A 25,514-nucleotide genomic window follows, 5' to 3' on the forward strand; every position below is an offset into this window, starting at 1 on the left:
TAACGTTGGCGAAGCGAGCGCATTCGCTCGTTTTCACTCGCCTAGTTTTAGTCATCGCCGACGCGCAAATCTCTGAGAAATATCTCGATATTGCAGACTCGAGGCTCTTTCAGCCAACCAGGACCCTTTGGAAGAAGCCCGCGAGGACCGATTCGGTTACCTCATCGGTGAACTGCTGGGGATCGCACATGCGAAAGAACTGCAAGCCGTCGCAAAGGCTCACGAGCCCGAGCGCCAGCGTTTCGGCCGGCAACGGCAGCTCGCTGCCCACCTGCTCCGAAAAAGCGCGGATGTACGCTGCGATCTGCTCGAGCTTCTCGTTTCTGAACGCGTTGAAGCGGGTGCGGAATTTGGCGTCGCGGCCCGCCAGCAATTTCGCCTCGACCCAGAGCGGGAAGCAACGGTCGTCCCGGATCATCTGGCTGTAGTAGGTCGTGACGCGCGTTTCGATCTCCGCTTTCGTGCCGCCGTCTTGCATGATCGCTTGGAAATCGGCATCCATCCGGTCGTGGTCGCGGCGCAGCAGTTCGATCAGCAACTCGGCCTTGCCGTCGAAGTTCGAATAGAAGGCGCCGCGCGTATAGCCGGCCGCTGACGCGATGTCCTCGACGCTCGTTGCGACATACCCCTTTTTGATAAACATCGTGCGCGCCGAGTCGATCAAGCGCTCGCGCGTCTGGTCCTTGCTCTGCTCGCGGGTCAGGCGTTTTCGTTTCATGTCCCACAGTGTAGCACTGCCACACCGGAAAATCCGCCTTTGCATTCCAATACACACCTGTATTAGAATGCACTCGCAAATTCGAGATGACCTCCCCGGTGCGGCTGACCGGCCGCGCTTGCGCGGTCCACGCTGCGGCGCTTTTTCTTCACCTTTCATCTGCTTTCGAGGGATTCGTGGATCGTTCCGATCATGGCGCACCGAATGGCGTGCGCGCGTCGTTGCGTCGCGCCGCTTCGTCCCCGCGCCGATATAGCGTTCTGGCATCGGTATGCTGCGCCTTGGCGCTCGCCGGCTGCCATCCGCGGGAAGCCGCCGTGCCCCCGATCAAGCCCGTCGTGGCGATTGCGGTGCATCCGGACGGTCGCGCACCGGTCGCCTCGCTGCCCGGCCAGGTGCAGGCACGCTACAGCACGCCGCTTTCATTCCGCGTCGCGGGCAAGATCGTCGAGCGACGCGCGCGTCTCGGCGATACGGTCAAGCCCGGGCAAGTATTGGCGAGCCTGGATCCGGCGGACGTGCAAAAGAACGTCGCGAACGCGCAAGCGCAGCTCGACGCGGCGCAGCACCGGCTCGTCTATGCGAAACAGCAGCTCGATCGCGATCGCGCCCAGGCGCACGAAAACCTCATCGCGCCCGCGCAGCTCGAACAAACGCAAGACGCTTATGCGGCGGCCGCGGCGCAGCGCGATGCCGCGCAAGCCCAACGTGCGCTGGCTGCCGATCAGCTCCGATATGCCACGCTCACGGCCGATCATGCCGGCGTCATCACGGCTGAAAACGCCGATACGGGCCAAAACGTGTCGGTGGGTCAGGCTGTCTACCAACTGGCATGGAGCGGCGAAATCGATGTCGTCTGCGATGCGCCCGAACGCTTGCTGCCCTCGCTTGCCGTCGGCCACACGGCGCGGGTGAGTCTGCCGGCTTTGCCGGGCCAGACGTTTGCGGCACGGGTGCGCGAAGTCTCGCCGGCCGCCGATCCGCAAAGCCGCACTTACCGCGTCAAGCTCACGCTGCAGGCGCCGACGCCCGCGCTCAGGCTCGGCATGACCGCGAACGTCGCGTTCGAAACGTCCGGCGATACGTCGGTCGCGCATCCGTTCACCCTGCCCGCCACCGCGCTCTTTCACATCGGCGAGCGGCCGGCCGTATGGGTCGTGCGCGCGGGCAGCGATACGCTCGAGCTTCGTCCGATACAAGTCGTGCGCTACGACGAACGCACGATCTCCGTCGCCTCGGGACTTCGCGATGGCGAGCGCGTGGTGCTGCAAGGCGTCCACGCCGTCAGCGCGGGCGAACACGTCCGCGCGGTCGCGCCGTTGCATCCCGAGGATTTTGCGTCATGAGCGTCGATCGCCCCAACGATTCCGACGGCCTGCCGCAATCGATGCCGACCCCGTCCCCGCAGGAAGACCGTTTCAACTTGTCCGCATGGGCGCTTCGCCATCAGGCGCTCGTGATCTTCCTCATCACGCTCGCGACGCTGGCAGGCATCCTCGCCTACACCCGGCTCGCACAATCCGAAGATCCGCCGTTCACGTTCCGCGTGATGGTGATTCGTACGCTCTGGCCCGGTGCGACGGCTCGGCAGGTGCAAGAGCAGATCACAGACCGCATCGGTCGCAAGCTGCAGGAAGAGCCGCACATCGACTTCCAGCGCAGTTACTCTCGCCCCGGCGAGTCGATGATTTTTTTCACGATGAAGGACTCCGCTCCGGTCAAGGACGTGCCGGAGACCTGGTATCAGATTCGCAAGAAGGTGGGCGACATTGCCGCCACGCTACCCCCGGGGACCGTCGGCCCGTTCTTCAATGACGAGTTCGGCGATGTTTACACGAACGTCTATACGCTCCAAGGCGACGGCTTCACGCCGGCCCAGTTGCATGACTACGCCGATCAATTGCGCACGGTCCTGCTGCGCGTGCCCGGCGTGGCGAAAGTCGACTATTTCGGGGACCCGGATCAGCACGTCTTCATCGAGATATCGAACGCACAGCTCACCCGTTTGAACATCTCGCCACAACAGCTGGCCGAGGCCATCAACGCCCAAAACGCCGTTTCGCCGGCCGGCACCGTCACGACGGGTGTCGACCGCGTGTTCGTCCGCCCGAGCGGACAATTCCGCGATGTCGAGGCGCTCGCCAATACGCTCATCACGATCAACCAGCGCACATTCCGCCTCGGCGATATCGCCAAGATCACGCGCGGTTACGACGACCCGCCCGTGACGCAGATGCGCGGCAACCACCAGGCGGTACTCGGCATCGGCATCACGATGCAGCCGGGCGGCGACGTGATTCGCCTCGGAAAAGCGCTCGATGCCAAGCGCGACGAGTTGCGCATGCATCTGCCGGCCGGGCTCGAGCTAACCGAGGTATCGAGCATGCCGCATGCGGTATCGCATTCGGTGAACGACTTTCTGGAAGCGGTCGGCGAAGCCGTCGCGATCGTGTTGATCGTGAGCCTGATCTCGCTGGGCCTGCGAACCGGGATGGTGGTCGCCATTTCGATTCCGATCGTGCTGGCCGTCACGGCGCTGTTCATGTCCCTCTTCGATATCGGCCTGCACAAGGTTTCGCTCGGCACGCTCGTGCTGGCACTCGGGCTGCTCGTCGACGATGCGATCATCGCCGTCGAGATGATGGCCGTGAAGCTCGAACAGGGCTGGAATCGGACGCGCTCCGCAGCGTACGCCTATACGAGCACCGCATTTCCGATGTTGACGGGTACCCTCGTCACCGTTTCGGGCTTCTTGCCGATCGCGCTCGCCAAATCGAGTACCGGCGAATATACCCGCTCGATCTTCGAAGTCTCGGCGATCGCGCTGATCGCATCGTGGTTCGCCGCCGTGGTGCTGATTCCGCTGCTCGGCTATCACCTGCTGACCGAGCGCAAGCGCAACCCGCATGGCACGGACGCGGGCGGCGACGGCGCCGCGGCGGACGACGCGCATCACGTGGATATCTACGACACGCGCTTTTATCGCCGGTTGTCCGTCTGGGTCGCGTGGTGCGTCGAGCGGCGCGCGATCGTGCTGAGCATCACCGTCTTGCTCTTCGTCATCGCGCTGGCCGGGTTCTCGCTCGTGCCGCAGCAATTCTTTCCGAGTTCGGATCGCCCCGAGCTGCTCGTCGATATGCGGCTGCCGGAAGGCGCGTCGTTCGAGGCGACGTTGCGCGAGGCCAAGCGCCTCGAGAAGACGCTCGATGGGCGCCCTGAAATCGACCACTTCGTGGACTTCGTCGGCACGGGTGCCCCGCGCTTTTATCTCCCGCTCGATCAACAACTGCAGCAGCCGAACTTCGCGCAATTCGTGGTGACTGCCAAATCCGTCGAGGACCGCGAGAAGCTCGCGCGCTGGCTCGATACGCAGCTCGAAAACCAATTTCCCGGCGTGCGCACGCGCTTGTCGCGGCTCGAGAACGGGCCGCCGGTGGGCTTTCCGATCCAGTTCCGCGTGAGCGGCGATGACATCGCGACGGTGCGCTCCATTGCCGAGAGGGTCGCCTCCATGGTCCGTGCCGACACGCGCACGCGCAATGTGCAATTCGATTGGGACGAGCCCGCGGAACGGTCTCTGTCGTTCGAGATCGACCAGATGAAAGCGCATGAACTCGGCGTGACGTCGCAAGACGTATCGAATTTTCTTGCGATGACGCTCTCGGGCTATACCGTCACGCAGTATCGCGAGCGCGACAAGCTGATCGGCGTCGAACTGCGCGCGCCCAAGAGCGAACGCATCGACCCCGCAAGGCTGACGAGCCTCGCGATGCCGACTCCGAACGGACCGGTGCCGCTCGCGTCGCTTGGCCATATGCGCGCGACGCTCGAATACGGCGTCATCTGGGAGCGCGACCGTCAGCCGACCATCACCGTCCAGGCCGACGTGCGCGGCAACGCGCAAGGCATCGACGTCACGAACGCCATCGATCGCGCGCTGAGTGCCGAGCGCGCCCAGTTGCCGCTCGGCTACCGGATCGAGGTCGGTGGATCGGTGGAGGAAAGCGCGAAGGGCCAGTCGTCGATCAACGCGCAAATGCCGCTGATGGCGATCGCCGTATTGACGCTGCTGATGATTCAGCTGCAGAGCTTCGCGCGCGTCCTGATGGTCGTGCTGACCGCGCCGTTGGGGCTGATCGGTGTCGTCGCGACGCTGCTGCTGTTCGGCAAGCCGTTCGGTTTCGTGGCCACGCTCGGGGTTATTGCGATGTTCGGCATCATCATGCGCAACTCGGTCATCCTCGTCGACCAGATCGAGCAGGATATCGCGGCCGGGCATCGGCGCGTCGATGCCATTATCGGCGCCACCGTCCGCCGCTTCCGTCCGATCACACTGACCGCGGCGGCCGCGGTGCTCGCGCTGATTCCGTTGCTGCGCTCGAATTTTTTCGGGCCAATGGCCACCGCCTTGATGGGCGGCATCACGAGCGCGACGATCCTGACACTTTTCTATTTGCCGGCGCTTTACGCGGCGTGGTTCAGGGTGCGGCGCGACGAGCGCGATCCTCTGCCGTCCGGTACTGAGCATACGGGGAACTGACGATGAATTCCGCCTCGAGTCGCGTTGTTCTCACCGCGGCCATCGCATCCGCACTGGCCGGCTGTTCCTTCGGTCCGAACGGCGCACCGCCCGCGATGCCATCGCCTGCCCAATATGGCGCGGCACCGCAACCGCCGCGCACAGCGACGGCTGGCGGTGTTGCCCAGCAGTTCGAGATGGGCGCTGAACCGGTGCCCCAATGGTGGCGGCTTTATCGCTCGGATGCGCTCGACGCGCTCGTCGATGAGGGTCTGCGCAACAGTCAGACGCTTGCCGCAGCCGAAAAATCGCTCGCCGCCGCGCACGAGCAACTGCGCGCACAGATCGGTTCGTCATTGCTGCCGCACGTTGACGCCGGCGCACAGGCAACACGCGAACGGGCGCTCGGCATTCCCACCGCCGGACCGAATACCGTCCTCTACAACGTGTTCGTGGGGCAGGTGGAAGCGAGCTATACGTTCGATCTTTTCGGCGCCGTGCGCTACGCAAATGCGGAATTGCGTGCGCGGGTGAACCAGCAGGCGTTTCAGCTCGATGCGGCACGGCGTGCGCTTGCGGCCAATATCGTCGGCTCCGTCATCAACGTCGCCGCGCTCGACCGTCAAATCGCGGTGACGGAGCGGCTGGTGGCACTCGCCAACGACACGGCGCGCGAGGATGAACGCCGCTATGCGCTGGGCGCCGTCTCGCATGCACAGGCGCTGACGTCGAAGCAAAGCGCCGCGTCGCTCGCGGCCAATTTGCCCGGGTTGCGTCAGCAGCGCGCCGCGGCCGCGCATGCCCTCGCCGTACTGTTGGGCCGCACGCCCGACGCCGCGCCCCCCGTGCCGGCGCTGGAGAGCTTCGCGTTGCCCGAGCGCGTACCCGTGGTGCTGCCGTCCGAGCTGTTACGCTCGCGTCCGGACATCCGCGCCGCCGATGCCACACTCAAGGCGGCCGCGGCGGATGTCGGAGTGGCAACGGCGCAACTGTTCCCCAGCGTGTCGCTCTCGGCAAGCATGGGGCAAAGCGGCTTCTCGTGGGCCAAAGCGCTGTCGGGCGCCGGCGCCGTGTGGAGCATCGGCGCCGGGCTTTCTCAGCCGATTTTTCACGGCGGGGCACTGCGCGCGCAGCGCCGAGCCGCGATCGACAACTACGACGCAGCCGTGCTGCAGTACAAAGCGACCGTGCTCTCGGCTTTCCAGAACGTAGCCGACACGCTCGCGGCACTCGAGCATGATGCGGAAACGCTCGCATCGGCCGATACGGCTGCCGGGGCCTCGCGCACCGGCTTCGAGGAGACTGCCGCGCGGCACCGACTCGGGGCGTTACCGCCCTCGGCCGAACGTGCGAGCGAACAGCAATATCTGAACGCGGAGCTCGATGCGATTCGCGCGACCAGCCGGCGCCTGACCGATACCGCAAGCCTCTTTCAGGCAATGGGCGAAGTGCCGGCGGACGAGCGCTCCTGACACGCGAACCGGGCAATCCGGCGCACGCCGATCAGGCGACGCCTTCAAGGCGCCGCCTCTCGGCCCTCGACATGAAGTAGTTGATGACGATCACGCCGATCGTGACGACGGCGATGAAAAGCGTTGCGAGCGCGTTCATTTCGGGATTGAGCCCGAGCCGGACCCGCGAGAAAACGACGAGGGGCAGCGTCGTCGATCCGGGCCCCGAAAGAAACGCCGACAGCACGAGATCGTCGATCGAGAGCGTGAACGACAGCAGCCAGCCGGCCATGAGCGCCTGCGAGATGAGCGGCAGCGTGATCGTGAAAAACACCTTCAACGGCGTCGCGCCGAGGTCGAGCGCCGCCTCTTCGAGCGAGGGGTTCAGATCGCGCACGCGCGACTGCACGATGATGGCGACATAGGACATGCAGAGCATGACATGGCCGATCCAGATCGTGACGAGACCGCGCCCTTCGGGCCAACCGAGCCACTTGCCCATTTCGATGAACAGCAGCAGCAGCGAAATGCCCTGAATGACCTCGGGGATGACGAGCGGCGCATTGATCATCCCGGTAAAGAGCGTGAAGCCGCGAAAGCGGCCCATGCGCGCCAGCACGAAGCCCGCCCAGGTACCGATGAAAACCGAAGCGAATGCCGTCAGCAACGCAATGCGCAGCGAAAGCCAGAACGACGCGATCAGTTCGTCATCCTGTACGAGCGCGGCGTACCAGCGCGTCGAAAAACGCGTCCAGACGGTGACGAGCTGAGACTCGTTGAACGAATAGACGACGAGGCTCAGGATCGGAATGTAAAGAAACGCGAAGCCGATGCCGAGCGCGATCAGCTGCAACGTGCGATTCGGTTTGATCATCGGTGCGCTTCGAGTTGTTTGGCCTGATAGTGCTGGAACATCGCCATCGGAACGAGAAGCAGCAGCACCATCGCGCAGGTCACCGCCGATGCCATGGGCCAATCGGCGTTATTGAAGAATTCGTTCCACATGACGCGGCCGATCATCAACGTATTCGCGCCGCCGAGGAGCTCGGGGATCACGTACTCGCCCACCGCGGGGATGAACACGAGCAGGCATCCGGCGATGATGCCGTTCTTCGATAGCGGCAGGGTGATCTGGACGAACGCTCTCCATGGCTTCGCGCCAAGATCGTATGCCGCCTCCAGCAGCGTCAGGTCCATCTTCACGAGATGCGCATAGAGCGGCATCACGAGAAACGGCAGATACGAATAGACCATGCCGATATAGACGGCGACGTTTGTCCGATAAAGCTCGATCGGCGTGTGGATGAGACCGATCGTCATCAAAAAGTTGTTGAGCAGCCCGTTGTTCTTGAGAATGCCGACCCACGCGTAGACGCGAATCAGGAACGACGTCCAGAACGGCAGCATGACGGCCATCATCAGCAGATTGCGCGCCCCGGGGGCGGAGCGGGCGATGTAATACGCCATCGGGTAGCCGAGCAGCAGGCACAACAGCGTTGTGACCGCGGCTACGACCACCGAGTTGACGTAGGTCGCGAAATAAAGGCTGTCGCTGAACAGAAACGCGTAATGCGCGATGTTCAACGATATCTGGATGACACCTTCCTTGAACGCCACGAGTTCGGAGTAAGGCGGAATACCGAGCTGCAGCTCCGCGAAGCTGATCTTGACGACGAGCAGAAACGGCACGAAGAAAAAAAGCAGCAGCCAGATGAACGGCCCGGCGACGACCGCCGTACTGCCTGTGAGCCGCAAGCGCCGCGCCGGCCATGTGGCCAACGAAGTCAGAGCGTTTTTCATGCTGTCAGCACCACCCCGGCCGAAGCGCTCCAGCGCACATAGATCTCGTCGCCCCAGGTGGGCGTATCGATCTCCGAAAGCGCAAGGCTCGTGACGTTCGCGATGACCGTCTTGCCCGAATCGAGCTTCACGTGATAGAGCGAGTAGCCGCCGAGATAAGCAATATTCGACACCACGCCGCGCCCCCAGTTGTAGGCACCCTCGGGCGGTTTGCGCGTGAGCGCGACACGTTCGGGACGCACCGAAATGGTGACCGGCATGCCGAGCGGGCCTGTAATGCCGTGGTTGACGTACATCCGGCACGGCAGTTCGGAGGTCTCGACGAATATGTGATCGGGCTCGTCCTCGACGACGTGCCCGTCGAAAAGATTCGTCGACCCGATGAATTCCGCGGAAAAGCGCGTATTGGGATACTCGTAGACCTCGTTGGGCGTACCCAGTTGCACGATCCTACCTTCGCTCATGACGGCGAGCCGGCCCGCCATCGTCATCGCTTCCTCCTGATCGTGCGTGACCATGATGCAGGTCACCCCAACGCGCTCGAGGATATTGACGAGCTCGATTTGCGTGCGCTGGCGAATCTGCTTGTCGAGCGCCGACATCGGCTCATCGAGCAACAGCAGCTTCGGCCGTTTCACGAGCGAGCGCGCGAGCGCCACGCGCTGTTGCTGGCCGCCCGACAGCTGATGCGGCTTGCGCTTGGCGAAACGGCCCATTTGAACGAGATCGAGCGCCGCTTGCACCCGCTCCTTCAATTCGGCCTTCGGCACGCCCTCCTGCTTGAGACCGAATGCGACGTTCGATTCGACCGTCATATGCGGAAAAAGCGCATACGACTGGAACATCATGTTGACTGGGCGCCGGTACGGCGGCATCAGCGCCAGATCTTCGCCGTCGATCAAAATCTTTCCCGACGTGACGGTCTCGAGCCCCGCCAGCATTCTCAGCAGCGTCGACTTGCCACACCCCGAACTGCCGAGTAGCGCAAAGAGTTCGCCCTTCGCGACCGACAAGCTGACGTTGCGCACCGCAACGGTCTCGCCGAAGTTCTTGACGACATCCACGATCTGGACGAAGTCCTCGGCCGAGGCCGTTACTGACGATGGGGCCCGCGCGCCGCTTGGGGCCTGCGAGCTCGGCTGATCGCTCATGGTCTTCCGCTTGATTCGAATCGTTTGACGTACAAAGCCCCCGGCTCCGGTCCGGGGGCTTTCGAGATTACATGCCGGCTAAATATTCTCTTACCGGCCCGACTTGAACTCCGTCCAGAGCCGCGTTTGCAGACGCTGGATATCGGCGGGCAACGGTTTCAAGAGGAACAGTGTCTTGACCACATCGGCGGGCGGATAAACCGCCGGATCGTCGGCGATGCTCTTGTCCACGTACTTGCGCGCTTCGGCATTGGCGCTCGGGTAATACACCGCGTTCGTAATCGCCGCATGCACCTTCGGATCTTCGATGTAATTGATCCACTCGAGCGCCGCTTCCTTGTGTTTCGCGTCTTTCGGAATCGCCATCACGTCGAACCAGATCGGTGCCCCGCCCTTCGGAATGTAGTACTCGATCTTGTAAGGCTTCTTCGCCTCCTGCGTGCGATGCTTGGCGATCACGACGTCACCGGACCAGCCGTAGGCGAAGCAGATATCGCCGCCGACCATATCGTTGATATAGCCCGACGAGTTGAACTGCGTGATGTACGGGCGGATCTTCTTGAGCATGGTCATCGCCGCCTGGTAGTCAGCCGGGTTCGTGCTCATCGGATCCTTGCCGATATAGTGGAGCGCAGCCGCGAAGACCTGATCCGGCGCATCGAGCACCGACACGCCGCACGCCTTGAGTTTGGAAATGTTCTCGGGCTTGAAGAGGACGTCCCAGTTATCGAGCGGTACCTTGCCGAGAATCTTGGTTGCCTTGTCGACGTTGTAGCCAAGGCCCGTCGTGCCATAGGCCCAGGGCACCACATACTTGTTGCCCGGATCGGCACCGGCCACGAGGGCCATCAGTTGCGGGTCGAGATACTTGAGGTTCGGCAGTTTCGATTTGTCGAGCGGGGCGAAGATGCCGGCCGCGATCTGTTTGCCGGCGTAGTTGCTCGTCGGCACGACGATGTCGTAGCCCGAGTTGCCCGTGAGCAGCTTGGCTTGCAGCGTGTCGTCGCTATCGTAGTTGTCGTATTTGACCTTGATGCCGGTTTGTTTCTCGAAGTTCGGGATCGTGTCCTTGGCGATGTAGTCGGACCAGTTATAGACATTCAGTTGCGTGTCTTTTGCGATCGACGCAGTCCACGGTGCCGCGCACAACGCAAGCACGGCCAGTCCACCCAGAACCCGTTTTTTCATTCCACTCTCCGGTCCATCCGGCCAGCGCCGGTGCCAACCCGTTCCGATATCGCGGCGCGATACGCGCCGCGCGCTGAAAAACCCGAAACCTATCATCAATCGCCAGGCAAGACCAAAAAAAAACCGCGGCATTCGGCCCGGCTGTCGCGCAAAGGGTACAGCGGCTGGACGCGCCGCTGCGCATGAATGGACGGGCGTCGGCGACTGATGAAAACGGGCGCAATTTTATCCCGTTGCACGGCGGTGTCCAGCGGAAAAAATACCGGATCGGCCATTCGGCCGGTCTTGTCCGCGACCTCCGATACCCATTCGGGAGACAGCGCGAACGGAAAAGCGTGCCGCGCGTATGGGCTACCATAGCGCCTGATCTGTCTATTACCAAGGTTTCAAATGGCCTCCAATCTCCATGATGTCCCGGACAGCCCGTGCATCGGCGTGTGTTCGACGCTTTTCGACGACATCTGCAAGGGCTGCGGACGCACGGCAACCGAGGTCTCGAACTGGGTTTTCATGAGCAACGAGGAAAAGCGTGCCGTCTGGGTGCGCATCGAGAAGGAAGGCACCGCCATGCGCTTTCAGTACGACAAGCTATAGGTGCGCCCGGCTCGGCCCGAGCGAGCCGTGCACGAACTGCGCGCCGAGCCGATGCCGATTGGTCAGCCTGATTGGTCAGCCTGGTCAGCCGGCCGGCTTCGGCTGCTTGAATTGCAGCGACTTGTACTCGAGGTACTCTTCGAGGCCGAACGTACCGTTTTCCCGACCGTAGCCCGACTGTTTGAAGCCACCGAAAGGCGCTTGCATGTTCCAGTCGCCGCCATTGATGTCGATCTGCCCCGTCCGAATGCGCCGCGCGACACGATGCGCCCGCTCGTCGTCGCCCCCCCAGACCGCACCGGCAAGGCCGTAGGGCGAATCGTTGGCGATCCGAACGGCCTCTTCCTCGTCCTTGTAAGTCAGGATCGAGAGTACGGGGCCGAAGATTTCCTCCTGCGCGATGGTCGCCTTCGGATGGACGCGGCCGAAGACGGTCGGCTTGACGAAAAAGCCTTTCGACAACCCTTCGGGCATGCCGGGGCCGCCCGTCACCAGTTCCGCGCCCTCTTCCATGCCACGCTCGATATAGGCGCGCACGCGGGCCTGCTGCGCAGCCGAAGCCAGCGCGCCCAGGCGCGTCGTTTCGCTGCGCGGGTCGCCCGGCACATAGGCTTCGGCCGCCCGCTTCGCGAGTTCACGTACCTCCTCGTAGCGCGACTCGGGCACGAGCATGCGCGTATGCGCGGAGCAGGTCTGGCCTGCATTCAGGAAGCTGTCTGAAACGGTAGCCTTGACGGCTGTGGGAAAGTCCGCGTCGTCGAGAATCAGCGAAGCCGATTTCCCGCCGAGTTCGAGCGCGACGCGTTTCACGGTTGCCGCGGCGAGTTCGGCAACGCGCTTACCCGCGCGCGTGGACCCGGTAAACGAGACCATGTCCACGAAGGGATGGCTTGCGATGATCTCGCCGACGACCGCCCCGTAGCCGCTCACGAGGTTGAACACGCCCGCCGGCAATCCTGCATCGTGAATGACTTCGGCCAGCACGAATGCGTTGAGGGGCGCGATTTCGGAGGGTTTCAGGACAACGGTGCAGCCTGCGGCAAGCGCCGCGGCCACTTTGAGCGTGATCTGGTTGAGCGGATAGTTCCAGGGCGTGATGGCAGCGACCACGCCGACCGGCTCGCGCACCACGAGCGAGTTGCCCACGCGTTCTTCGAATGCGAATTCTCGAGCCAGTTTCGCGTACGCGTTCCAGTGATAGACGGGCGAGCCAACCTGGATCGCGCGTACGAGCTTGATGGGCATGCCGACCTCGCCGCAGATCAGTTGCGTGAGTTCCTCGGTGCGGGCTTTCAGCCCATCGGCAATCTTTTGCAGATACTCGGCCCGCGTAGCGGCGGGCGTGGCGGCCCATGATTCGAACGCGAGCTTCGCAGCCTCGACGGCCGCCTCGGCATCGGCCGCCGCGCCCTCGGGAATGCGGCCCATGACCGCTTCGGTGCCTGAATCGATTACGTCGATCGTGCCGCTTGACGACGGCTTCAGCCACTTGCCGCCGATATATAGGTGCTCGTACGTTTTCATGTCGAATCCCGTCTCGCGAGGCGATCAGAGCATTCTACGCGCGGCGGCGGCGCGACGACGTCAGTACGCCATCCGAGCGCGAGGCACTCACGAAAGGCATACGCGAACGGTTACTCGACACCCTGACTGGCCAGGAAGTCCTCGTAATTGCCGCCGAAGTCATACAGCGTGCCATCGGTTCGCACCTCGATGATGCGGTTCGCAAGGCCGCTCACGAACTCCCGATCGTGTGAAACGAAGATCAGCGTGCCGTCGAATTTATCGAGTGCGACCTGCAACGATTCGATCGATTCCATATCCATATGGTTCGTCGGCTCGTCCATCAGCAGCACGTTGTGCCGGCCCAGCATCAGCTTGCCCCAGATCATGCGCCCCTTTTCACCGCCCGAGAGCACCTTCACCGACTTCCTGATGTCATCCGCATTGAAAAGCAACCGCCCGAGCGTGCCGCGCACCATTTGATCGTCGTCGCCCTCCTTGCGGTAGGCATCGATCCACTCGGTCAGCGTCACGTCGTCCGGAAATTCCTCGTACGTATCCTGAGGCATATAGCCGATATTGGCGTTTTCGGCCCATTTGACGCGACCGCCGTCGAGCGCCAGGTTGCCATGTAGGGCGCGCAGCAACGTCGTTTTGCCGGCACCGTTCTCGCCGATGATCGCGATACGTTCAGCAGGCTGCACGCTGATGCTGAAGTTCTCGAAAATCGTCCGGTCGTAGCGCTTGGTGATGCCTTCGGCCACCACCGCGATGTTGTGCAGCTTCTTTTCGTACTCGAAGCGGATGAACGGGTTCTGCCGTGACGACGGTTTGAATTCCTCGATCTTGATCTTGTCGATCTGCTTGAGGCGGCTCGTGGCTTGTCTCGCTTTCGACTTGTTGGCCGAAAAGCGCCGCACGAAGTCCTGCAGATCGGCAATGCGCTCCTTCGCCTTGGCATTCGCGGCCGCCTGCCGCTCGCGGGCTTGCGCCGACGCCAGCATGTAGTCGTCGTAATTGCCGGGATAAACCTTCAGCGTGCCGTAATCCATGTCCGCCATATGGGTGCAGACCTGGTTCAGGAAGTGGCGATCGTGCGAGATGATGATCATCGTCGAGTTGTACTCGTTGAGCACATTCTCGAGCCAGCGGATCGAATTGATGTCGAGGTTGTTGGTCGGCTCGTCGAGCAGCAGTACGTCCGGATTCGAAAACAACGCCTGCGCCAACAGCACGCGCAGTTTCCAGCCCGGCGCGATGTTGCTCATCGGTCCGTTGTGATCGTCGATATGAATGCCGATGCCGAGCAGCAGCTCGCCGGCCCGCGCTTCGGCGGTGTAGCCGCCATATTCGGCGAACTTCGCCTCGAGCTCCGCCGCGTGCATGTAGTCGTCGTCCGTCGCCTCCGGGTTGGCGTAGATCGCATCGCGTTCGGTCATCGCGGCCCACATTTCGGTATGGCCCATCATGACGACATCGAGAACGCGCATTTCCTCATACGCGAACTGATCCTGGCGCAGCTTGCCCAGCCGCACGTTCGGCTCGAGCATGACGGTGCCCGAGCTCGGCTCGAGATCGCTGCCCAATATCTTCATGAACGTCGATTTCCCGCAGCCGTTCGCGCCAATGAGGCCATACCGGTTGCCTTCGCCGAACTTGACGGAGATGTTCTCGAAGAGCGGCTTCGGCCCGAATTGCATGGTGATATTGGCGGTAGACAGCACGGCGAGGCCCTCAGAGTGGTGTTCGACGAAAAACTCGTAATTTTAACAAGTTTCGGCGACATCACCCACCGTGCTGCGCTTGCGCTTCCGGTTGAACCGCCGCGCCGCCGGGTGCGCTGGCCGCACGCGGCGCCGGGCTGGCCGTTTTCGCGCCGGGCGGCGGCGCGCTCGGGGCCTCCCGCATGTTCGCCATCAGCGCGGCACACGGCACGTCCTTGTTGTGGCTCGGCGCGATGAGCGGGATCAGCGCGGCGAACGGATTGATGAGCCCCAGCCCCACTGCGGCGCCTGCGCGCAAGATCAGCGCCCCCTTGCTCACGCCGACGTCGGGATGTTTGAACGTACCCTTCACGTAGAGCGGCGAACGCAGCGAAACCACCCGCAACCCCTTCGTATGCGGATGAATCGTGAGATCCATCGTTTCGTTGCGCAAATCGATGTGACCGTTCATGGAGATCAACGCGTCGTCCGTGTCGATGGCGAAAGTCTTCGATTCGAGCACGCCGTTGGTTGCCGTGAAATCCGCCGCGCCGCAGCGGATATTGACGTTACGGTGTCCGAAAAGCTTTTCATAGACGATATTGGCGACGTTGAGTCCCGCCTCTTCCATCAGCAACTGGCTCACGGTCCCATCCGTGACGAGCACTTTCGTTTCCCCGTCGATCGTCGCAGCCAGCGCCGCCGGGGAATTGCCGGTGGCCGACAGCGCCGCATCGCCATTCACCTCGCCCAAGGCCGACTCCATGCTCTTTTGCTTCGGGAACAACTGCTTGAGCTTCAAATGGCGCGCCGACAGCGACATGCGGGCCTTCAGCGGGACCGCACTGCCATCCAGATGCAGCTCCGACGCCAGCGTGCCGCCGGCCACGCCGAAACGCAGCGGAGCGAATGTCAGCGCGCCGCCTTTCAGCAGCACGTGCGTATAGAGATCGGTCACGGGAAGATCGGGATTCCTGATGATGCGTTTGCCCGTGAACGTCACGTTGGCATCGATCGCATGCCACCGGTCGGTCTTGAACGACTCGACCGGCAAAGCCCGATCGGCCGGCTGTTTCACGGCCGCCCCGCGGCGCGCCTTGCTGGCGTTCGTATCGGCGCCCACGACGGGCGCGAGGTCTGCAAAACGCAGCAGACGCGACTCCACGTTGCCGGTCAACAGCGGCCGTGAGTCGCGCCCGCTATAGCTCAGCGTTCCCTCCAGATCGCTCTCGCCGACGCGTCCGGTGAAGCCGCTATAGGTCAGCACCGTGTCGCCGGTCCTGATGTGCCCCGCGAGCCGCCCATCCGTCGCGTAAGGCGGCGTGTCCGGTAGCGTCACTCCGAGGATTGGGTAAAGGTGCGACAAACTCGCACCTTGCAACCACAGCCGCACATCGAGCGCGGCCAGATGCAGCGGATCGGTCAGCGTTCCGACGAGCGCGAGCCGCGTGTCGCCCACCTTGACATCGACTTGCAAGGGGAAAGGTCGATGCGCGTCGCGCAGCGACAGCACGCTGCCCAGCTTGCCGCTGCCCTCGACCGCGGTCGTCCGATAGTGCCCCTTTGCCGTAAATCCCAACGCGTAAAGATCGCGCGGATTGGGAGCGGGCTTCGACACTTCCTGCGCCTCGCTCGTCGGCACCGCGGAGGCTGCCGACGCCGCCGCGGCCGACGCTTCGGACGCAACCGCGGGGCCCTTCTTTTGCGCCGCCAGCTTGCGAGCGCCTCCCTGCCCAACGGTATGCGCTGCGCTTTCGCGCGAGGCCGCCTCTTGCTGCTTGAGCACATCGCCTATCGCGAGCGGTTTGCCCAGCGTATCCACACCGATTGCGAGATCGATTTTCTTGAGCGCGTCATTCAGCGCGATCTCGCCCTTCGAGAAGCCGAGATTGGCAAGGCGTACCGTCCAGCGCGTCGGATTCTTCGATTTGGGCAGCGTGAAGGTCCAGTTCTCGCGCCCGTCGGCCAGGCGCTCGAGGTCGATCGACGGGCTCACGAGATCGATCGTCGGCACCGAGATCGTATGAGCGAGAAGCGGCAGCATCTCGACCGTGAATGAAATCTCGTCGGCCGTCGCGAACTGCGGCGCGTGTGTCCAGTCGGGATTGCCGATGCTCACGCGATGGGCCGAAAATCGCGGCCACGGCACCCACGCCCGCCATCCGTGCTCGCCGGCAGGCCGCTGCCAGGAGACGCGCAGATCGCCGTTGATCGCGAACGGGCGGCCGATGGCTTGCGAAACCTTATCGTCCACCCACGGCCGCGCGCGGTTCCAGTCGAATGTGACGAGCGCCACCGCAAGCACGGCGATCAGCACGACGATAACGGCAAGTGTCCAGGCAAGCACTTTGCCGGCAGTACGCGGAACGGATCGAATCGGCATAAGGACTCCGGCGTACGCGAACGGCGACGAACTCGGCAGCCGCCCGATGCGCGACCATCATGACCCGAAATTCAGCAAGGAGTGTGCCGCGCGAAAATGGCGGCCGCGCAGGCCGCCCCGATCGTCTATCATGTCGCAGCAGCATGGCGGTCAGGCGGCACCGGCGCCGGTCCGCATCGCATTTCATCCCCACTTGACGAATTTTCTCCGATGTCCGCCCTTCCCCTCGTGCAGGCGTTCGGCATCGTTCGCCGCGATGCGCGCACCGCGGAGACATTGCTCTTTTCGACCGACTTCGCATTGGCGGCCGGCGAGCGCATCGCCGTAAGCGGCCCATCTGGAGCCGGAAAAAGCGTCTTGCTGCGCGCACTGGCGCTGCTCGATCCGCTCGAGGCCGGGCGCATCTGCTGGCATGGCCGCGATGTCGACCGAAAAGCCATCCCGCGCTATCGCTCGAGCATCGCCTATGTGAAGCAACGGCCCGCCCTTGTCGACGGCACCGTCGAAGACAACCTGCGCTACCCGTATCTGCTCGGCGTGTACCGCGATCGGCGATTCGATCGCGCGCGAGCCGCATACCTCGCCAAGCGCGCGGGTCGCACGGTCGGTTTTCTCGATAAACGCGCGAGCGAACTCTCCGGCGGCGAAGCCCAGCTCACGGCATTGATCCGTGTCCTGCAGCTCGATCCCGAGGTCCTGCTCCTCGACGAACCGACCGCCTCGCTCGATCCCCAAACGACACAGGCCGTCGAGGCGCTCGTCGACGACTGGTTTTGGGCCGGCGAACACGCGCGTGCGTCGATGTGGGTCTCGCACGACCCGGCGCAGGCAGGCCGCGTCGGCACGAGCCGGCTCACGATGCAGGCGGGGCGCTTGAACGCCTGTGAGGAGATCCATCGATGAACGCCCCGCTTCAAGCGTTGAGCCTCGCCGATGTGGCCATCGCGACGCTGCTCATCGTCGTCAACGGCGCGGTGTCCGCCGCGCTCTCGCTCGGCTTGGGTCGCAAGCTCGCGCTCGCGGCCATACGGACCGTCGTGCAGTTGCTCGCGATCGGTTACGTGCTCGGCTGGGTCTTCCGATTCGACCGCTGGTACGTGGTCTTGCCGCTCATGGCATTGATGACGCTCGTCGCCGGGTTCGCGGGGGCATCCCGCGGCACGCACAGCTATCGCGGCCAGCGCGTGGACAGCGTCGTATCGATCTGGCTCAGCGCCTGGCTCGTCGCGGCAATCGGTCTTTTCGCCGTGATCCGCATTCATCCCTGGTATGCACCGCAGTATGCGATTCCGATCCTCGGCATGATTCTCGGCAATACGCTGACCGGTGTATCGCTCGCGATCGAGCGCATGACGGAGGCATTGACCGCGCGGCGCGATCGCGTGGAAATGGCGCTGGCGCTCGGCGCGACGCGCTGGGAGGCTGCGCGGGCGCCGGCCCGCGAGGCCGTGCGCGCAGGCATGATCCCAACGCTGAACCAGATGAGCGTGGTCGGCGTCGTGAGCCTGCCCGGCATGATGACCGGACAAGTGCTCGCGGGGCAACCTCCGCTGCAGGCAGTCCGGTATCAGATCGTCATCATGTTTCTGATTGCGGCCTCATCCGCGCTCGGCACCCTGGGCGCGGTCCTGCTGACGTACAGGCGTCTTTTCTCCCCCGAGCACCGCTTTCTTGCCGCACATCTGAGCGAGCGTGAGGCGGCCTGATGCGGCCTATGCGGGCCTATGCGGGCCGGTCAGCGTTGCGCCGAGACGGTCACCTTCGAGCCGTCGCTCAGAGCAACCATCTTCGCGCTGCCGTTGGTCGGCATCGTGAAGCGCACGATCTGACTGAGGGTCGCGAGTTGCGGACACTGCAACGTCTTACCGCCCGCCTTCATCGCCGCCTTGCCTTTGGGTGCCGTGCCCTGCACGCTCATCTGCACGGTGGCTGTACCGTCAGCCGCCACGACTGGCGCGAGCCGGATGCTGAGCGAGCGCATCGCCGCGCCGTTGGGATCGAGCGTCATCTCGGAGCGATTCGGACAATTCTCCGGGACTGCAACGGCGCCGCCGGGCGGTGCCGTCTTCCAGTTGTAGTCGTCGGTCTGCCCCGAACTGATCGTGCGCGTTTCCTGAACGTTGCCGAAGACCTTCGACGCAACCTTGACCGTGTATTTAGTCGGCCCGTCGGCGGGTGCCTTCGACGTCACCGTGATGGGCGGCGCGGCGTATGCGGCGACACTCGAGAGAGCCGCGGCGCATACGGCGACGCGAGCCCAAGCGGCAGACGATTCAATAAACGATCTGCGGTGAACACTCATGCTGGCACCTCCTTTTCGAGCTGCGCACGACGGCGTGTCATGCAACGATGCGATTTCAGTGACCGCTGGACGATGCGATGCCAGTCTAACGCCAACCGCGGCACATCGTTGGACGAAAGCGATCGGGGCTTGTCCCGCTTGTATTCCTCGCCCAGCTAAGCTTGGACGGCAATGTGATGCTCGGCCGCGCGGCTACCGCTACAATAGGCGGATTTTCGAAAGGCTCGCATCGCGCGGCCCGGCAACTCCCCTCTTTGCATCGCCATGAACCTCGTCATCCAGAGCACCGAGCCGCTCCCGGCCGCCCATCTCAAACCGCTCGTTGCTCTCGCCCACGGCAAGCACGCCGAGCCGATCGATGCCCGCGCCGTGCGCATCGTCGAGGCCGATGAAGCTCAACGCGGCGATATCGAGGCTTACTGCGAAACGCACGCTCTCGATTATGCGTTCGTTCGGCCGGGCCTGGGCTGGCGCGATTTCGGGCTCGTCGCCATGGATATGGATTCGACGCTGATCACGATCGAATGCATCGACGAAATCGCCGATTTCTGCGGCCTGAAGGCCGAGGTGTCCGCCATCACGGAGGCAGCGATGCGCGGCGAGATCAAGAACTTCAACGAAAGCCTGATCGCCCGCGTAGCGCTGCTCGAGGGGCTCGATGCCAGCGCGCTCGACCAGGTTTATGCGCAACGGTTACAGCTTTCTCCTGGCGCGCAAACGATGCTTGCAGCGGCGCAGGCCGCGGGCATGCGTACGTTGCTGGTCTCGGGCGGGTTCACCTTTTTTACCGATCGATTGAAATCACGCCTGAGCCTCGATTTCACACGAGCCAATTCGCTCGAAATCGTGGACGGCAAGCTGACGGGCAAGGTGATCGGGGAAATCGTGAACGCGAGCGTCAAGGCACGGACCGTTCGGGAAACCTGCGACAAACTCGGCATTCCCACCTCGCGGGCGATCGTCCTCGGCGACGGCTCGAACGACCTGGAGATGATGGCGGAGGCGGGGTTGTCCGTCGCGTTTCGCGCCAAGCCTGTCGTGCGTGCCGCTGCGGACGTGGCGTTCAATCACGTGGGACTCGATGGGCTCTTGCGCCTGCTCGAACCCACGGCCTGATGCGACGATGACGGCGCACGCCCGTCATCGATACCACTGTCAGCCGAGGGCCGACGCCATCGCCCGCTCGATGTCGGCTCGAAGGTCCGACTCGTCTTCTAGACCTGCATAAAAGCGTACCAGCGTGCCGCGATGCGGCCATTGCGAGGCAGTCCGCATCTTCGCCACGTCGTACGGCATGGCGAGGCTGTGCGCCCCGCCCCAACTCCAGCCGATTGCAAAGAGTTCGAGTGCCTCGACGAACGCGTCGATTTGCGCCGGGCTGTAGCGCGCATCGAAGACGACCGAGAACAGCCCGCCCGCGCCCGTGAACTCGCGCATGAACACGTCGTGCCCCGGGCAATCCTCGAAGGCCGGGTGCAGCACTGCCGCAATCTCGCCTCGCGTCTCGAGCCAGCGCGCTAGCGCAAGCGCCGTGCGGTCATGCGTTTCGAAGCGCGCCTTCATGCTCGGCAGACTGCGCAAAACGAGCGAACAGTCGTCGGCCGAGACACCGACGCCGAGACGCATGCGCGCTTGCTTGAGCTTCAAATGCAAGTCGCGATCGATCGTGATCGTCGCCCCCATGAGCACATCGCTGCCGCCCGACTGATACTTGGTCAATGCCTGGACCGAGATGTCGACGCCCAGTTCCAACGGACGGAAGGCGAGGCCCGCCGAGTAGGTGTTGTCGATGGCGGTCACGACGTTACGCTCGCGCGCGGCCGACACGATCGCCCGCACGTCCGGTACTTCCATCGTCACCGAACCCGGCGCCTCGATCCAGATGAGCCGTGTATTGGGCTGAATCAGATCGGCAATCCCTGCGCCCACGAGCGGATCGTAGTAGCGGACCGTCACACCGAAATCGCGCGCGAGCCATTGTCCATGGTCGCGATTGGGCGAATAGACGTTATCGGGAATGAGCACGTCGTCTCCAGCCTTCACGATCCCGAAGTAGACGTTCGAAATGGCGGCCAGACCCGACGGTTGCAGCAGTGCGTATTGCCCGCCCTCGATCGCGGCAATGCGCTGGGCGAGCGCCGCCGAGGTCGGCGTGGCATGCAGCCCGTAACGCCATTGCGATTCGTCGCGCCAATCGGCCGCGCGCACGGCCGCCAGATCGGGAAAAACGACGGTCGACGCCCGCATGACCGGCGCGGCGAACGACGCAAAGCCGGGTGCGAGCTCGATGTCGGGATGGACGACGCGCGTTTGCGGCGCGCGCTTAGATTTCGAATCGGTCATGTTCGGTTGATGTTGGAAGAGTAAAGAAGCGGCCCCTCGCCCTTCAAATCCGCTCGAAGATCGCGGCGATACCCTGGCCGCCGCCGATGCACATCGTCGCGAGGCCGTAGCGCCCGCCGCTGCGAGCCAGTTCGTAGATCGTCTTGACCGCGATGATGGCACCGGTTGCGCCGATCGGATGCCCGAGCGAAATGCCCGAGCCGTTCGGGTTGACCTTGGTCGGATCGAAGCCGAGCTCGGCCGACACCGCGCAGGCCTGTGCCGCGAACGCCTCGTTTGCTTCGATCACATCGAGATCGCTCACTTGCAGCCCGGCCCGCTCGAGCGCCTGGCGTGTGGCCGGCACAGGTCCGATGCCCATGTAGGCGGGGTCGACACCCGCGTGCCCGTACGCGACGAGCCGCGCGAGCGGCGCGATCCCGCGCGCCTTGGCTGTACCATGCTCCATCAGCACGAGCGCGCCGGCGCCATCATTGATACCCGATGCGTTGCCGGCCGTCACCGTTCCGCCCTCCTTCTGATAGACGGGCTTCAGGCGCGCGAGATCGGCGGCCGACGTGTCATGACGGACGTGCTCGTCCGTATCGAAGATCGTTTCGCCTTTCTTGCCCTGCGATGCGATGGGCAGGATTTGATCGCGGAAGTAGCCTTCGCGGATGGCGCGCGAAGCGCGCCGGTGCGATTCGACCGCGAGCGCGTCCTGCATTTCACGCGTGATGCCGTACCGGCGGGCCACGTTTTCGGCGGTCACACCCATATGAAACGACTCGAACGGATCGTGCAGCGCGCCGAGCATCATGTCGACGAAGCGCGCGTCGCCCATGCGCTGTCCGAAGCGGGCAGCCGGCGCGATATAGGGCGCCCGGCTCATGCTTTCGGCGCCGCCTGCAACGGCAATCTCGGCGTCGCCGAGCAAGATGCTTTGCGCGGCGGATACGATCGCCTGCAGGCCCGAACCGCATAGCCGGTTGACCGTCATGGCCGGTGCATGCTGCGCCACACCGGCGTTGAGCGCCGCCACGCGCGCGAGATACATGTCCTTCGGCTCGGTTTGAATCACGTTGCCGAAAACGACGTGTCCAACGTCCTCGCCCGATACTCCCGCACGGCGAAGCGCTTCCTTGACGACGCGCGCGCCGAGCTCGGTCGGCGCAAAGTCCTTGAGGCTGCCACCGAAATCGCCGATCGCCGTGCGTACACCGCTCACTATCACCACTTCACGTTGCATTGCTGTCTCCGTAGTCGAGGTTGTCGGTACGATGCCGATACATCAAGGCAGCGAAGTGCGGCGAATGTCGGGGATCGGCGGGGAGCCGCCGCTCAGACCTCTCCCCATAGATCGTGGCTGTCGGCGCCCGTGATCCGGACCGACACGAACTCGCCGACCTTGTAGCGCTTCGACGCCTTCGTAGCCGGCGCGACGTAGACGACGCCGTCGATCTCCGGCGCGTCGGCAGCCGTACGGCCGATCCCGCCTTCGGCATGAACTTCGTCGATGAGCACCTTGACCGTCTTGCCGACCTTGCGCGTCATGCGCTTGGCCGACACTTCCTCGGCCACTTCCATGAAACGCGCGCGGCGCGCCTCGCGGACTTCGTCGGGCAGCGCGCCATCGAGCTCGTTCGCACTTGCACCCTCGACAGGAGAGTACGCGAAGCAGCCGACGCGATCGAGCTCCGCGGCCCGAATGAATTCGAGGAGCGTCTCGAATTGCGCTTCCGTCTCGCCGGGGAATCCTGCGATGAACGTGCTGCGGATCGTGAGATCGGGGCACATGCGTCGCCAGGCCGCCACACGCTCCAATGTGCGCTCGGCGTTGGCGGGGCGCTTCATGCGCTTGAGCACCTGCGGATCGGCATGCTGGAACGGCACATCGAGGTAGGGCAGCAAATGGCCCTGGTAGGGCCCCTCGGCCATCATCGGAATGATCTCGTCGACATGCGGGTACGGGTAGACGTAGTGCAGACGCACCCAGGCGCCGTACTGTGCGGCCAGTTCGCCGAGGGCGCCGACGAGCTCGGTCATGCGCGTCTTGAGGGGGCGGCCGTTCCAGAAGCCCGTGCGGAATTTGACGTCGACCCCGTAGGCGCTCGTGTCCTGCGAGATGACAAGCAGCTCCTTCACTCCCGACTTGAAGAGATTTTCGGCCTCGAGCATGACTTCGGCGACCGGACGCGATACCAGGTCGCCGCGCATCGACGGGATGATGCAAAAGCTGCAGCGATGATTGCAGCCTTCGGAAATCTTCAGATAGGCATAGTGCCGCGGTGTCAGCTTGATACCGGCCGGCGGAACGAGGTCGACGAACGGATCGTGCGGTTTCGGCAAATGGCTGTGCACCGCCTGCATGACCTCGCCCAGCGCGTGCGGTCCCGTCACGGCCAGGACTTTCGGATGAACCTCTTCGATGAGGCCGGAGCCGCTCGCGCTCTTTTTCGCGCCGAGGCAACCGGTCACGATGACCTTACCGTTTTCCGTCAGCGCTTCGCCGATGGCGTCGAGGCTTTCCTGCACCGCCTCGTCGATGAAACCGCAGGTGTTGACTACTACGAGATCGGCTCCGTCGTAGGTGCCGGAAATCTCGTAGCCCTCCGCCCGCAGCTGCGTAATGATCTGCTCGGAGTCGACGAGGGCCTTCGGGCAGCCGAGCGAGACGAAACCGACCTTGGGGGCCGCAGGCGTAGGCATAGCCGCGACGGGAGAAGAACTCTGGGGCATGTGATGGATCCAGCGATAACAGGAACGAATGGCGCGTAGCGGGGAAAGGCTGCGAACGACGCGCGTTCCGGCCCGTTGTCCGATATGACGGAAAACCGCGTATTGTACCGCGTCGCACCGGCGCCGGCTCGGCCCGACGCAAGGCACTCATGCGCGCTCTGCGGTAACCTTTCTGAACTGCGCGGCCCCGGCCCGCCCCATCCTGCACGATTTTCCGCGGAGAAAAGCGATGCTCGATCATCCACGTCACGTTCGAACCGCCAAACTCGATATCGCCTACACGGACACGGGCCCGACCGACGGTCCGCCGGTTCTGCTGCTGCACGGCTGGCCCGATTCCGCGCGCGCCTGGCTCGGCATCGCCCCGCGGCTCAACGCCGCGGGATGGCGCACCATCGTGCCCGAATTACGCGGGTTCGGCGCGACGCGTTTCCTGCGCAACGACACGATGCGCGACGGCACTGGCGTCGCATTGGCACAGGACGCCATCGATCTGGCCGACGCGCTCGGTATCGCGCGTTTCGATGTGATCGGCCACGATTGGGGCGCTCGCGTGGCCTACACGCTCGCGGCGCTCCTTCCGGAACGCGTGAAGCGTATCGCGGCAATCGCCCTGGCCTTTCAGCCGAAAGGCGCTTTCGAGCTGCCGGACACGTTCGCTCAGGCGCGCCGCTTCTGGTATCAATGGTTCATGACGCTCGACGATGGCCCGGCCGCGGTGCGACGGGACCCGAAAGGCTTCGCCCGGATCCAGTGGGAAACGTGGTCCCCGCCGGGCTGGTTCGACGATGCGGAATTCGAGGCGACCGCACGCGCCTTCGACAATCCCGACTGGGCGGAAATCACGCTCAACGGCTACCGCACGCGCTGGTGCACGGGCGACCTGACCGACCCCGATTACGAGCCGCTACGGTTGCGGCTGCATGCAATCGAAACGCTGTCGACACCTACGCTGATGATCCAGGGCGGCGCGGACGGGTGCGACGAACCGGAGCTTTCCGCCGGCCAGGAGCGCCATTTCACAGGGGGCTACCGACGCCTCGTGCTCGACGGAGTCGGGCATTTTCCGCCGCGCGAAGCGCCCGAAGCCGTCGCCGATGCACTCCTGGGACATCTGGGCTGAGGCTGGCCGGACGTTCGG

21 protein-coding genes are annotated in these 25,514 nt (G+C 63.7%); 8 read left to right on the forward strand and 13 right to left on the reverse strand.

The window, feature by feature from the left end; genetic code table 11:
- Window positions 1–109 precede the first annotated feature (109 nt).
- Complete coding sequence (locus VGL01_RS12525) at window positions 110–718, reverse strand: TetR/AcrR family transcriptional regulator (RefSeq protein WP_331569716.1); 609 nt, start codon at window positions 716–718, stop codon at window positions 110–112.
- Window positions 719–927: 209 nt separating this feature from the next.
- On the opposite strand from VGL01_RS12525, the gene VGL01_RS12530 reads away from it, so the two are divergent.
- Genes VGL01_RS12530 through VGL01_RS12540 form a run of 3 tightly spaced genes read left to right on the forward strand, consistent with a single transcriptional unit; the run spans window position 928 to window position 6,709 of the window.
- A complete protein-coding gene (locus VGL01_RS12530) occupies window positions 928–2,064 on the forward strand; it encodes an efflux RND transporter periplasmic adaptor subunit (protein WP_414720244.1) in 1,137 nt (378 codons plus the stop codon).
- 41 nt (window positions 2,065–2,105) lie between these two features.
- Entirely contained in the window at window positions 2,106–5,258 is a 3,153-nt protein-coding gene (locus VGL01_RS12535) for an efflux RND transporter permease subunit (protein ID WP_331569918.1), read from the forward strand.
- Between the two features lie 2 nt (window positions 5,259–5,260).
- On the forward strand, window positions 5,261–6,709 hold the full coding sequence (locus VGL01_RS12540; protein ID WP_331569718.1) for an efflux transporter outer membrane subunit: 1,449 nt from the start codon (window positions 5,261–5,263) through the stop codon (window positions 6,707–6,709).
- A gap of 31 nt (window positions 6,710–6,740) precedes the next feature.
- Here VGL01_RS12540 and VGL01_RS12545 read toward each other — a convergent pair whose 3' ends face one another.
- From VGL01_RS12545 to VGL01_RS12565, 5 genes are all read right to left on the reverse strand, one after another.
- The gene (locus tag VGL01_RS12545; RefSeq protein WP_331569920.1) at window positions 6,741–7,559 is read right to left on the reverse strand and encodes an ABC transporter permease subunit; all 819 of its coding nucleotides are present in this window, start codon (window positions 7,557–7,559) and stop codon (window positions 6,741–6,743) included.
- The gene (locus VGL01_RS12550; RefSeq protein WP_331569720.1) at window positions 7,559–8,488 is read right to left on the reverse strand and encodes an ABC transporter permease subunit; all 930 of its coding nucleotides are present in this window, start codon (window positions 8,486–8,488) and stop codon (window positions 7,559–7,561) included. The genes VGL01_RS12545 and VGL01_RS12550 overlap by 1 nt, the downstream gene beginning before the upstream one ends.
- A complete protein-coding gene (locus VGL01_RS12555; RefSeq protein WP_331569722.1) occupies window positions 8,485–9,639 on the reverse strand; it encodes an ABC transporter ATP-binding protein in 1,155 nt (384 codons plus the stop codon). The genes VGL01_RS12550 and VGL01_RS12555 overlap by 4 nt, the downstream gene beginning before the upstream one ends.
- A 90-nt stretch (window positions 9,640–9,729) precedes the next feature.
- A complete protein-coding gene (locus tag VGL01_RS12560) occupies window positions 9,730–10,827 on the reverse strand; it encodes a polyamine ABC transporter substrate-binding protein (protein WP_331569724.1) in 1,098 nt (365 codons plus the stop codon).
- A 95-nt stretch (window positions 10,828–10,922) separates the two neighbouring features.
- Window positions 10,923–11,102: a hypothetical protein gene (locus VGL01_RS12565; RefSeq protein WP_331569726.1), complete on the reverse strand. Its 180-nt coding sequence runs from the start codon at window positions 11,100–11,102 to the stop codon at window positions 10,923–10,925.
- A 115-nt stretch (window positions 11,103–11,217) separates the two neighbouring features.
- On the opposite strand from VGL01_RS12565, the gene VGL01_RS12570 reads away from it, so the two are divergent.
- Window positions 11,218–11,421, forward strand: coding sequence for a DUF1289 domain-containing protein (locus VGL01_RS12570; protein ID WP_331569728.1), 204 nt, complete (start codon window positions 11,218–11,220; stop codon window positions 11,419–11,421).
- Between the two features lie 84 nt (window positions 11,422–11,505).
- On the opposite strand, the gene VGL01_RS12575 is transcribed toward VGL01_RS12570, so the two are convergent.
- From VGL01_RS12575 to VGL01_RS12585, 3 genes are all read right to left on the reverse strand, one after another.
- Window positions 11,506–12,945, reverse strand: coding sequence for an aldehyde dehydrogenase family protein (locus VGL01_RS12575; protein ID WP_331569730.1), 1,440 nt, complete (start codon window positions 12,943–12,945; stop codon window positions 11,506–11,508).
- Between the two features lie 110 nt (window positions 12,946–13,055).
- The gene (locus VGL01_RS12580; protein ID WP_331569732.1) at window positions 13,056–14,648 is read right to left on the reverse strand and encodes an ABC-F family ATPase; all 1,593 of its coding nucleotides are present in this window, start codon (window positions 14,646–14,648) and stop codon (window positions 13,056–13,058) included.
- A 61-nt stretch (window positions 14,649–14,709) separates the two neighbouring features.
- Window positions 14,710–17,010, reverse strand: a complete 2,301-nt coding sequence (locus VGL01_RS12585) for an AsmA family protein (RefSeq protein WP_331569734.1) — start codon at window positions 17,008–17,010, stop codon at window positions 14,710–14,712.
- A 210-nt stretch (window positions 17,011–17,220) separates the two neighbouring features.
- On the opposite strand from VGL01_RS12585, the gene VGL01_RS12590 reads away from it, so the two are divergent.
- Both VGL01_RS12590 and VGL01_RS12595 read left to right on the forward strand, forming a co-directional pair.
- Window positions 17,221–17,913 carry an ABC transporter ATP-binding protein gene (locus VGL01_RS12590; protein ID WP_331569736.1) on the forward strand — a complete coding sequence of 231 codons (693 nt, stop codon included), beginning with the start codon at window positions 17,221–17,223 and terminating at the stop codon, window positions 17,911–17,913.
- Window positions 17,910–18,716: an ABC transporter permease gene (locus VGL01_RS12595; protein WP_331569738.1), complete on the forward strand. Its 807-nt coding sequence runs from the start codon at window positions 17,910–17,912 to the stop codon at window positions 18,714–18,716. Before VGL01_RS12590 ends, VGL01_RS12595 begins: the two co-directional genes overlap by 4 nt.
- 29 nt (window positions 18,717–18,745) lie before the next feature.
- On the opposite strand, the gene VGL01_RS12600 is transcribed toward VGL01_RS12595, so the two are convergent.
- On the reverse strand, window positions 18,746–19,312 hold the full coding sequence (locus VGL01_RS12600; protein ID WP_331569740.1) for a DUF6013 family protein: 567 nt from the start codon (window positions 19,310–19,312) through the stop codon (window positions 18,746–18,748).
- Window positions 19,313–19,576: 264 nt separating this feature from the next.
- Between VGL01_RS12600 and serB the strand changes: the two genes are divergently transcribed.
- Window positions 19,577–20,428 (forward strand): phosphoserine phosphatase SerB, encoded by an 852-nt coding sequence (serB, locus tag VGL01_RS12605; protein WP_331569742.1) that lies wholly within the window; start codon window positions 19,577–19,579, stop codon window positions 20,426–20,428.
- Between the two features lie 39 nt (window positions 20,429–20,467).
- Here serB and VGL01_RS12610 read toward each other — a convergent pair whose 3' ends face one another.
- The 3 genes from VGL01_RS12610 to rimO form a co-directional block, all read right to left on the reverse strand.
- On the reverse strand, window positions 20,468–21,655 hold the full coding sequence (locus tag VGL01_RS12610; protein WP_331569744.1) for a cystathionine beta-lyase: 1,188 nt from the start codon (window positions 21,653–21,655) through the stop codon (window positions 20,468–20,470).
- Between the two features lie 43 nt (window positions 21,656–21,698).
- Window positions 21,699–22,883: a beta-ketothiolase BktB gene (gene bktB, locus VGL01_RS12615; RefSeq protein ID WP_331569746.1), complete on the reverse strand. Its 1,185-nt coding sequence runs from the start codon at window positions 22,881–22,883 to the stop codon at window positions 21,699–21,701.
- Window positions 22,884–22,975: 92 nt separating this feature from the next.
- Window positions 22,976–24,373, reverse strand: a complete 1,398-nt coding sequence (gene rimO / locus VGL01_RS12620) for a 30S ribosomal protein S12 methylthiotransferase RimO (RefSeq protein WP_331569748.1) — start codon at window positions 24,371–24,373, stop codon at window positions 22,976–22,978.
- A 229-nt stretch (window positions 24,374–24,602) separates the two neighbouring features.
- On the opposite strand from rimO, the gene VGL01_RS12625 reads away from it, so the two are divergent.
- Window positions 24,603–25,496 carry an alpha/beta hydrolase gene (locus VGL01_RS12625; RefSeq protein ID WP_331569750.1) on the forward strand — a complete coding sequence of 298 codons (894 nt, stop codon included), beginning with the start codon at window positions 24,603–24,605 and terminating at the stop codon, window positions 25,494–25,496.
- Window positions 25,497–25,514 lie beyond the last annotated feature (18 nt).

This window comes from Trinickia sp., from assembly GCF_036503415.1.
Lineage (GTDB): Bacteria > Pseudomonadota > Gammaproteobacteria > Burkholderiales > Burkholderiaceae > Trinickia.

Bases quoted from the DNA above. Each gene is read 5' to 3' on its own strand.
- VGL01_RS12525 (WP_331569716.1), bottom strand. From the start codon at position 718: ATGAAACGAAAACGCCTGACCCGCGAGCAGAGCAAGGACCAGACGCGC.
- VGL01_RS12535 (WP_331569918.1), top strand. From the start codon at position 2,106: ATGCCGACCCCGTCCCCGCAGGAAGACCGTTTCAACTTGTCCGCATGG.
- VGL01_RS12540 (WP_331569718.1), top strand. From the start codon at position 5,261: ATGAATTCCGCCTCGAGTCGCGTTGTTCTCACCGCGGCCATCGCATCC.
- VGL01_RS12550 (WP_331569720.1), bottom strand. From the start codon at position 8,488: ATGAAAAACGCTCTGACTTCGTTGGCCACATGGCCGGCGCGGCGCTTG.
- VGL01_RS12555 (WP_331569722.1), bottom strand. From the start codon at position 9,639: ATGAGCGATCAGCCGAGCTCGCAGGCCCCAAGCGGCGCGCGGGCCCCA.
- VGL01_RS12560 (WP_331569724.1), bottom strand. From the start codon at position 10,827: ATGAAAAAACGGGTTCTGGGTGGACTGGCCGTGCTTGCGTTGTGCGCG.
- VGL01_RS12565 (WP_331569726.1), bottom strand. From the start codon at position 11,102: ATGGCCGATCCGGTATTTTTTCCGCTGGACACCGCCGTGCAACGGGAT.
- VGL01_RS12570 (WP_331569728.1), top strand. From the start codon at position 11,218: ATGGCCTCCAATCTCCATGATGTCCCGGACAGCCCGTGCATCGGCGTG.
- VGL01_RS12575 (WP_331569730.1), bottom strand. From the start codon at position 12,945: ATGAAAACGTACGAGCACCTATATATCGGCGGCAAGTGGCTGAAGCCG.
- VGL01_RS12585 (WP_331569734.1), bottom strand. From the start codon at position 17,010: ATGCCGATTCGATCCGTTCCGCGTACTGCCGGCAAAGTGCTTGCCTGG.
- VGL01_RS12590 (WP_331569736.1), top strand. From the start codon at position 17,221: ATGTCCGCCCTTCCCCTCGTGCAGGCGTTCGGCATCGTTCGCCGCGAT.
- VGL01_RS12595 (WP_331569738.1), top strand. From the start codon at position 17,910: ATGAACGCCCCGCTTCAAGCGTTGAGCCTCGCCGATGTGGCCATCGCG.
- VGL01_RS12600 (WP_331569740.1), bottom strand. From the start codon at position 19,312: ATGAGTGTTCACCGCAGATCGTTTATTGAATCGTCTGCCGCTTGGGCT.
- serB (WP_331569742.1), top strand. From the start codon at position 19,577: ATGAACCTCGTCATCCAGAGCACCGAGCCGCTCCCGGCCGCCCATCTC.
- VGL01_RS12610 (WP_331569744.1), bottom strand. From the start codon at position 21,655: ATGACCGATTCGAAATCTAAGCGCGCGCCGCAAACGCGCGTCGTCCAT.
- bktB (WP_331569746.1), bottom strand. From the start codon at position 22,883: ATGCAACGTGAAGTGGTGATAGTGAGCGGTGTACGCACGGCGATCGGC.
- rimO (WP_331569748.1), bottom strand. From the start codon at position 24,373: ATGCCCCAGAGTTCTTCTCCCGTCGCGGCTATGCCTACGCCTGCGGCC.
- VGL01_RS12625 (WP_331569750.1), top strand. From the start codon at position 24,603: ATGCTCGATCATCCACGTCACGTTCGAACCGCCAAACTCGATATCGCC.